This window comes from Streptomyces sp. NPDC054841 (genome assembly GCF_053611045.1).
On the sequence record NZ_JBSGZO010000400.1, the window covers coordinates 1 to 8,075 of the forward strand.

Annotated in this window: 9 protein-coding genes; 1 reads left to right on the forward strand and 8 read right to left on the reverse strand. The window is 70.9% G+C overall.

Going from position 1 to position 8,075, the window contains the following annotated elements:
* Together ACWGI8_RS34480 and ACWGI8_RS34485 are read right to left on the reverse strand one after the other, a co-directional pair.
* Positions 1 to 976 (reverse strand): DUF6397 family protein (locus ACWGI8_RS34480; protein ID WP_453667041.1); only part of this gene is annotated, 976 nt, incomplete at its 3' end.
* Positions 977 to 1,171: 195 nt separating this feature from the next.
* Positions 1,172 to 1,585, reverse strand: coding sequence for a roadblock/LC7 domain-containing protein (locus ACWGI8_RS34485; RefSeq protein ID WP_453667043.1), 414 nt, complete (start codon positions 1,583 to 1,585; stop codon positions 1,172 to 1,174).
* Positions 1,586 to 1,737: 152 nt separating this feature from the next.
* Between ACWGI8_RS34485 and ACWGI8_RS34490 the strand changes: the two genes are divergently transcribed.
* The gene (locus ACWGI8_RS34490; protein ID WP_453667044.1) at positions 1,738 to 2,163 is read left to right on the forward strand and encodes a PPOX class F420-dependent oxidoreductase; all 426 of its coding nucleotides are present in this window, start codon (positions 1,738 to 1,740) and stop codon (positions 2,161 to 2,163) included.
* On the opposite strand, the gene ACWGI8_RS34495 is transcribed toward ACWGI8_RS34490, so the two are convergent.
* The 6 genes from ACWGI8_RS34495 to ACWGI8_RS34520 form a co-directional block, all read right to left on the reverse strand.
* Complete coding sequence (locus ACWGI8_RS34495) at positions 2,156 to 2,761, reverse strand: GTP-binding protein (protein WP_453667045.1); 606 nt, start codon at positions 2,759 to 2,761, stop codon at positions 2,156 to 2,158. The genes ACWGI8_RS34490 and ACWGI8_RS34495 overlap by 8 nt on opposite strands.
* Before the next feature lie 351 nt (positions 2,762 to 3,112).
* Positions 3,113 to 3,955 carry a pentapeptide repeat-containing protein gene (locus ACWGI8_RS34500; RefSeq protein ID WP_453667047.1) on the reverse strand — a complete coding sequence of 281 codons (843 nt, stop codon included), beginning with the start codon at positions 3,953 to 3,955 and terminating at the stop codon, positions 3,113 to 3,115.
* A 193-nt stretch (positions 3,956 to 4,148) separates the two neighbouring features.
* Positions 4,149 to 5,093, reverse strand: coding sequence for a nucleoside hydrolase (locus tag ACWGI8_RS34505; protein WP_453667049.1), 945 nt, complete (start codon positions 5,091 to 5,093; stop codon positions 4,149 to 4,151).
* A gap of 113 nt (positions 5,094 to 5,206) precedes the next feature.
* Positions 5,207 to 5,620, reverse strand: coding sequence for a DUF742 domain-containing protein (locus ACWGI8_RS34510; protein ID WP_453667050.1), 414 nt, complete (start codon positions 5,618 to 5,620; stop codon positions 5,207 to 5,209).
* 21 nt (positions 5,621 to 5,641) lie between these two features.
* Positions 5,642 to 6,079, reverse strand: coding sequence for a roadblock/LC7 domain-containing protein (locus tag ACWGI8_RS34515; RefSeq protein WP_453667051.1), 438 nt, complete (start codon positions 6,077 to 6,079; stop codon positions 5,642 to 5,644).
* Positions 6,076 to 8,075: sensor histidine kinase (locus ACWGI8_RS34520; protein ID WP_453667053.1), on the reverse strand; the 2,000-nt coding region annotated here is incomplete at its 5' end. The genes ACWGI8_RS34515 and ACWGI8_RS34520, both read right to left, overlap by 4 nt.

The following is an 8,075-nucleotide window of genomic DNA, read 5'->3' on the forward strand; positions in this document are numbered from 1 at the left end:
GCAGTCGCGCGAGCAGCCCCTTCGTCGCCCGCCTGGCCGGAGCCCGGTCACGGGCTCCACCGTCCCGGCGAGGTGACGCCGCACGAGTCCAATCGCCGCCCGTGCGGGGTACGGGGATCCCCGACGCCCCGCCCGGGCCGGTGAAGACGCCGAGTGGCGTGTCGTGCGGCGAAGCGGGACGCGGCAGCTGCGGCCGGTCGCCGTCCGGGCGGGGGGCAGGGCCCCAGGCACGGGCCTCGTCCAGCGAGAGCGCCAGGCTCATCCGGTGCCACAGGATCTCGTCCGGATCGTCCGCGAGCAGCAGCCGGTCCGTGGTATCCCGGACCGCGAGCGACTCCGTTCGTCCGTACGGCGGTTCGGGACGGAGCCGCTCCAGATGCGCGCGCTCGTACGGGTCGTCCACGACCTCCGCCACCTGGACCTGATCGAGGAGCGACGCGATCGCCGCCGTACGTTCCCAGGGGCCGTCGGCCTGGCGCAGCAGGATGCCGAGGCGCCTCCCCCGCCAGTTACGGGCGCGCCAGTCCTCGCCGTCGTCAAGTCTGGCGCGCAGCCCAGCGGGCAGTCTGCCGTCGAGCAGATCCGGGTTGTGTGCGGCGAAGTCCTGAAGCTCCGGGGACAGATAGAGCCAGACCACCGCCCGGTATCGGTTCAGATAGAACCTGACAGGTGTGAAGTGACCCGTGCGGGCCAGCCTCGTGAAGCGAGCGGGCGTGGTGGAGAGCAGCCGTGCCGCCTCCGCTGTGCCGACGGTCCGGACGCGCTCGCGCAGCGCGTCCGGGAATCCATCGGCCGCGCGCAGCCGGTCGATCTCCTCCTGGGACACCCTGCCCCGGCCCGTGCTCTTCCCCGGTACCGTGCGGATGTAGCCGAGCTGCAGCGCGAGGTCGAACTCGCCGCGCTTCAGCTCGAGTGCCGTCGCGGCCCGTCCGAAGGCCATGGTTCCGGGCATGCCGGTGGTCGTCTCGTCGGTCATGTCGGTCTCCCCCGTGTATGACGAACAGTCCCGTGACTCTCAATCACTCTCAGTGACGACTGTAGTCCCGCGTCACGCCTTCGCGCGCGGCCTGTGGATAACCCCGGCCACGCGCTGCGTCCACGCAGGTCGGCCGGCTCAGAACTGGCCCGCAGCCTCAGAACAGGTCCGCAGCCTCAGAACAGTTCAGCCGGCTCAGAAGTCGGACACCGCGACACGGCCCGGCTGTCGTGCAGCCACGGCGAGATGTTCGCCCACCCGGTTCACCAGCAGTGTCATCTCGTAGGCGACCTGGCCGACATCGGCCTCCGCCGCGCTGAGGACGCACAGGCAGCTGCCTTCGCCCGCGGCGGTGACGAAGAGCATCGCGTCGTCGAATTCGACCATCGTCTGACGGGCCTTGCCCGCCCGGAAATGCCGGCCCGAGCCCCTGGCGAGGCTGTGCAGGCCGGAAGAGACTGCGGCGAGATGCTCCGCGTCCTCCCGGGCGAGGCCTGTGCTGGCCCCGGTGACCAGGCCGTCGTTGGAGAGCACGAGTGCGTGCCGTATGTACTCGACCCGCTTGGTCAGGTCGTCCAGGAGCCAGTCGAGCCCTTTGTCCAGTGCCATTATCCGGTCCTCCCCGTTCATATGTTCCCCGTTGCCCCGTGTTGCGCGTAAGCCTTCCGCACTGTCCCCGTCCGGGCAAGGCGTCATACCGGGGCGCATGGCAGCGGAGGGTCGGCTTTCCCCCGCGACCGGCGGCATCGAGGATGACCCCCATGCCGAAGATGTCAGAGGAGCAATGGCGGACGTTCGTCTCCGAGGGGACGCGCACCGGGAAACTGTCGACCGTACGGGCGGACGGGAGTCCGCATGTCACACCGGTCTGGTTCGTGCTCGACGGCGACGACGTCGTCTTCAACACGGCGAAGCGCGGTGTGAAGGGGCGGAATCTGGCGCGGGACGGGCGGGTGGCGCTGTGTGTGGACGATGACCGGCCACCGTTCTCGTTCGTGATGATCCAGGGCCGTGCGGAACTCAGCGAGGATCCCGGGGAGTTGCGCACGTGGGCGACCCGGATCGCCGCGCGGTACATGGGCGACGAGCGCGCGGAGGAGTTCGGCGCGCGCAACGGGGTGCCGGGCGAACTGCTGGTGCGGGTCCGTGTCGAGAAGGTGCTGGCCGAGGCGGGGGTCGCTAGCTGACCGAGTCGAGCAGCCGGGCGGTGTGCATCCGCCCGGCGTACTCGACGAGCCGGATCAGCACTTCCTTCCCGGAGTCCCGATCGCGTGCGTCGCACAGCACGACGGGGGTTCCCCGGTCGAGGTCGAGGGCGCGGGAGACCTCGTGCGCACCGTAGGTACGGGCGCCCACGAAGCAGTTGACGGCGACGACGAAGGGGATACGGCGGTGCTCGAAGTAGTCGACGGCGGGAAAGCTGTCCTCGAGGCGCCGGGTGTCGGCGAGGACGACCGCTCCGAGCGCGCCCTGGGACAGTTCGTCCCACAGGAACCAGAAGCGGTCCTGGCCGGGAGTACCGAAGAGGTAAAGGGACAGTCCTGAGCGGATGGTGATGCGGCCGAAGTCCATCGCGACGGTGGTCGTGGTCTTCCGGTCGACTCCCCCGGTGTCGTCGACCGTCTGTCCTGCCTCGCTGAGCTGTTCCTCGGTACGCAGCGGACGGATTTCGCTGACCGCTCCGACGAGGGTCGTCTTGCCGACTCCGAAACCGCCGGCGACCAGTATTTTCAGCGCGAGAGCTGAGGTTTCTCCGCCGGTGCTGCCAGAGAGCTCGGGAGCCATCGATCACTTCTCTCATCGGGTGTGCGCCGCGAGGTCGAACCCCCAGGTCAGAGCCGTCAGGGCCGCCTCAGCGGGGGCCGGCTCGGCGAGAGGCCGACACCAGTACATCTGTTCTGTGTGGCGTGAGAAGTATGGCAAGCAGGGCTCCGAGCGGGGCGTCGAGATCGCTTTTTGCGTGATGTGACTGTTCCGGACGCAAAAGATGTCCGGAACAATTCGCAATTCGCTTGGGCGCGACAGATGCTGTGGGCTCGGCTCGACCTGGCGCCCGCTCGATGCAATGCGCCGGGCCGGCCCAGACTGCGGGTGCCCTCTCTTGCTCCTCCCGCGCGCGATTCGTCGCGAACCGGCCTACGACGCCCAGTGCGCGGGGCGGGCGAGCGCGCCCGGCAGCTTCGTCCTCGCGTCGCCCTTCGCCTGGTGGAGCTGCGGCTGGGTGAGGAAGATGCTGCCGGTGAGGTCGGCCCCGCTGAGGTCCGCGTCCCGGAAGTCGGCGCCGAGGAGATCGGCCAGGCGCAGGTCGGCGCCGGTCAGGTCAGCGGCGATGAGGCAGGCGCCGCGCAGGTTGGCTCCGTGCAGATCGGCTCCCGCGAGCCTGGCGCCGAGGAGGTCGGCCCCCCGACGGTTCTTCTTGCGGCCGGGCTTCGCCTCGGCGCGTACCAGCTCGCTCGTGCGGAGCAGCAGGTCACCGACCCGCCCGCGCAGTGCCGGAACATCGATGTCCAGGAGGGTGACGGCGTCCCGCTCCGTGAGAGCTTCGGTCTCGGCGAGAAGACCGCGGACGGCGGCGTGCAGCGGTCGGGCCGCGGGCAGGGTCAGCGCCTCCGTCAGGTACCAGAGAAGTTCATGGAGTTGCCGCATCACCGGGAACACGTCGAACATCTGCCGGGCGGTTTCCGGGGCCTGCCGCCAGCTCTTCTTGCTGAAGGTGACCTGCGAGACCTTCTGGCCGGCGCCGAAGCAGTCGTAGACGGTGCAGCCGGAGAAGCCCCGCTGCCTGAGCTGTGTGTGGATGCCGCAGCCGAAGTCGGAACGGAGGTTGGTACAGGGCTGCCCGGCGGGTTTGCCGACGGCGAAGTCGGCCGAGGCCGAGAAGGGCAGCGCGACGCAGCACAGCCCGAAACAGCTCGCGCAGTCGGCCCGCAGACGGGACCGGTCCTGGGCGGATGCTGCGTCGTCACGTGTGTCGGGCACTGTGCGGTTCCTCTTCCCTGGTGAGCGTGGGTTTCCCGGTCAAGTGTCCTCCATGTGGGGGATCGCTCGTGCGGCGCGTGCGGCGCCTGCCGTCGCGTTTGCGGTGGCGGCGGCGGGACAGGTGCGATTGGTGCTTCGGACCGTGGGCGCACGCCTGCGGAGCGACAGTCGGCGTCGCCGCCCGCTCCTCGATTCATCCCGCCCGCTTGCCGAGCATGTCCACGGCGCCGATCACCCGGTCCCAGAACTTCTCCTGGTCCAGGGTCACCGCGACCCGCGCGTTGACGGGCCGGTCCAGGTACTGGTGCAGGTCCACCACCGTCGCCCCGCGCGTGTGCTCTCCGCGCAGTTCGACGGCCACGCCGGCGTCGACGCAGTGCACGATCGCCGGGTCGATGACGCGGGCGACCGCGACGGGGTCGTGCAGCGGCGGGGCTTCGAAGCCCCACAGCCGCCGGTAGGTGGAGGCGAAGAAGGTCATCAGCTCGGCGCAGATGCGGCCGAGCGGGGTGCCGAGTCCTTCGAGGCGGGCGAGGACGTCGGGGGTGGCGAGCGCCTGGTGGGTGACGTTGAGCCCGCACATGGTCACGGGCAGGCCGCTGCGGAGGACGATGTCGGCGGCCTCAGGGTCGACGTAGATGTTGAACTCGGCGGCCGGGGTACGGTTTCCGCGCTCCGTGGAGCCGCCCATGAGCACGATCTCGCGGATGTGCGCGGTCACGTCGGGGTACCGGGTCAGCAGCAGTGCGATGTTCGTCAGCGGGGCTGTCGGAACGAGGGTGACCGGCTCCGGATGCCCCGTCAGGATCCGGTACATGAGGTCCACGGCGTGCTCGGGGACGACGTCCACGGTCGGTGCGCCGAAGCTGGGTCCGTCCATGCCCGACTCGCCATGGACGTCGTCCGCCACGTACAGCGGCTGGACGAGTGGCCGCGCGCAGCCGGCCGCGATGGGGACATCGGTGATTCCGGCGGCGGTGCAGATCCCGCGGGCGTTCAGGGTGGTCTTCTCGACCACCTGGTTGCCCGCGACCGTGGTGATCGCGAGCAGGTCGATCGCGGGATCGCCGGCCGCGAGCATGATCGCGACGGCGTCGTCGTGCCCGGGGTCGCAGTCGATGATGATCGGGACAGGCACGGTGCTCCTCGGTGTCGGGACCGGGACAGGAACATCACCAGTGTGCCCCCGCGAGGACTCCTTGCCCGCTGCGTCACGCGCTGTTGGCCGCTCTTCGGAGGACATTGACCGCTTCAGAGCGCCCTGAGTCCCTCGATCACCTCCCGAAGAATCCTTTCATCGGGCAGCTGCGCGGGCGGTACGGGCCGGCTGACCGTGACATGGCCGGCTTCGAGGAGGTCGCCGAGGAGGACGCGGACGACGCCGACGGGCAGATCGCAGTGAGCCGCCAGTTCCGCAACCGACTGGGTCTCGGTGCGGCAGAGTTCGAGCAGTGCCCGGTGCTCGGGCCCGAGGAGGGACTCCGCGGCCCGGTCCACCGCGTCGGCGGCGGCGTCGACGAGCGCGATGAGGTCGAAGCGTACGGCGCCGGGGCCCGGTCGGGTGCGGCCCCCGGTCATGGCGTACGGACGGACGAGCGGTCCCGCTTCGGCGTCGTACCAACGGCTGCCCTGGTGTTCCTGGTCGCCGTCGCCGGCATCGTTCATGGCGGTGGGGCCTCCCTCCGGTCAGCCGGCGGCGGGCGGGGTGGCGGACATGCGTGGCGGGGTGTGCAGGTGCTCGCCCACGCGCTTGACGAGCCGGGCCATCTCGTAGGCGATGAGGCCGATGTCGGCGGTCACCGAGCTGAGTACGGCAAGGCAGGAACCGTCGCCCGCGGCGGCCACGAAGAGGAACCCCTCGTCCATCTCGACCATCGTCTGGCGGACTCCCCCGGTGCGGAAGTGACGGCCCGCGCCCTTGGCGAGGCTGTGGAATCCGGAGGCGACGGCGGCGAGGTGTTCGGCGTCCTCGCGGGTCAGGCCGTTCGAGGCGCCGACAGCGAGGCCGTCGTTGGAGAGGACGACCGTGTGCCGGACCTCGGGCACGCGCAGCACCAGGTCGTCGAGCAGCCAGTCGAGCTCTCCGGAGCGGTGGCGCGGGGCGATCCTCTCGTCATCGATCATGCGTCGTCTCCTTCGTCGCTGTGGATGGTCCGGCCGGGGGCGGCGCCGCCGCGGGTCCAGCCGGCGCGGTAGGCGGCCATCCGGTCCCTGGCCTGTTCCGGGGTGCGTTGCGGGGTGCGTTGCGGGGTGTCGTACGCGGTGTTGTCGCCCGCGTCCGCGGGTGCGGGACGGGGGGCTTCGCGCAGTTGGGGGACGAGGCTGGCCTGTCTGACCCGGCGTGGGAGGCCGCCCCCGTCGTCCCGGGTGGGGGGCTCGGTGTGGATCCGGGACCGCGGTTCCGGCTGCTCGTGGGGACCGGTTTCGGTGTGGGTGGACTGCGGGCGGCCGCGCAACCGCAGGGCGATGACTCCGGGAGGCGGTGGTGGACCGTCGCCCTGGATGTCAAGGTCGCGGCGGGCGGTTGGCTCCGGCGGGAGCGGTGCCGCCTCCGCGGCGGACCGCGCCGTGGACGGAGCAGCCGACGCGGCGGATCCCGCCGGCAGCGCGGTCTGCAGCAGCGGCGTCGGGATCAGTACGACCGCGGTGGTCCCCCCGTACGGCGAGGTCCGCAGACGCACCTTGATGTCGTGACGGGCGGAGAGCCTGCTGACCACGAACAGTCCGAGCCGGTCGCTGTCGAAGAGGTCGAGCGCCTCCGACTGTTCGATGCGCCGGTTGGCCTCGGCGAGGGCTTCCTTGCCCATGCCGAGGCCGCGGTCCTCGATCTCGAGGGCGTAGCCGTTGCCCACGGGTTCGCCGCTGACCCGGACCTTGGTGTGGGGCGGGGAGAACTGGGCGGCGTTCTCGACGAGTTCGGCGAGGAGATGGGTGAGGTCCGCGACGGCGGCGCCGACGACGGCGCTCTCGGGCAGCTGTCGCACCTCCACGCGCGCGTAGTCCTCCACTTCGGAGACGGCGGCACGTACGACGTTGGTGAGGGGTACGGGCATGCGCCAGGCTCGGCCGGGGGCTGCGCCGGAGAGGATGATCAGGCTTTCGGCGTGGCGGCGCATGCGGGTGGTCAGATGGTCGAGCCGGAACAGGTCGCCGAGCTCGTTCGGGTCTTCGGCGCGCCGCTCCATGCTGTCGAGCAGATTGAGCTGCCGGTGGACGAGGACCTGACTGCGGCGGGCGAGGTTGACGAAGACTCCGGAGATTCCGCGGCTGAGTTCCGCGCGTTCGACGGCGGCGCCGAGCGCGGCCCGGTGCACGGTCGAGAGGGCTTCGCCGACCTCGGCGATCTCGTCCTGTGGGGCCTGCCCCGGCGGGGCCTCGGCCTGTACGTCGAGTTCTTCGCCGGAGCGGAGCCGGCGCATGGCGTGGGGCAGTTTATGCCGGGCGATCGCGAGGGCGGTGTTGCGGAGGCTGACGAGTTCGACGACGAGGGCGCGGCCGATGCGTACGGAGATGACGAGCGAGGCGGCGACGGCGGCGAGTCCGAGGAGTACGGCGGCCCCGGCGGCGGTGAACAGGCCTTGGCCGAAGGGGTCGGCGCGGTCGTCGGCGCTCCGCCGGGCGCCGGTCTCGATGTCCCGCATGGCCGTGCGCACGGTGCTGTGGGCCGCGTCCCAGGTGGTGGCCGGTACGGCCTCGGCGGCCCGGCGTCCCGCCGGCGCGGCGAGGGTCTTGTCCTCGGCGGATCGCAGTGCCCGGTAGGCGCTCTGTCCGGTGAGTTCGCGCCAGGCGGCGCGCTCGGGGGCGCGTAGATCGTCGACGGCGGACTCGGTGAGGGCGAGTCGGGTCTCGACGGCGCCGTTGAACAGCCTCATCCTCTGCGCGCTGAAGGTCCGGGCGGTCCGGGCGGAGGTGAGCAGGGCGTCCTCGCGGGCGAGCATTTCGGCGGCGCGGCCGAATTCGAGCAGCACGCGGGCGTCGGAGGCGGGTCCGGCGTCCTGGATTCCGGTGAGGGCGCCCGCGACGCCGAACGCCGAGGTGATGGTGGCCGTGTACTTCTCGTACGTACGGTCCCAGTCGACGCTTCGGTCGAGGACGGAGGTGCGGTCGAGGACGGAGGTGC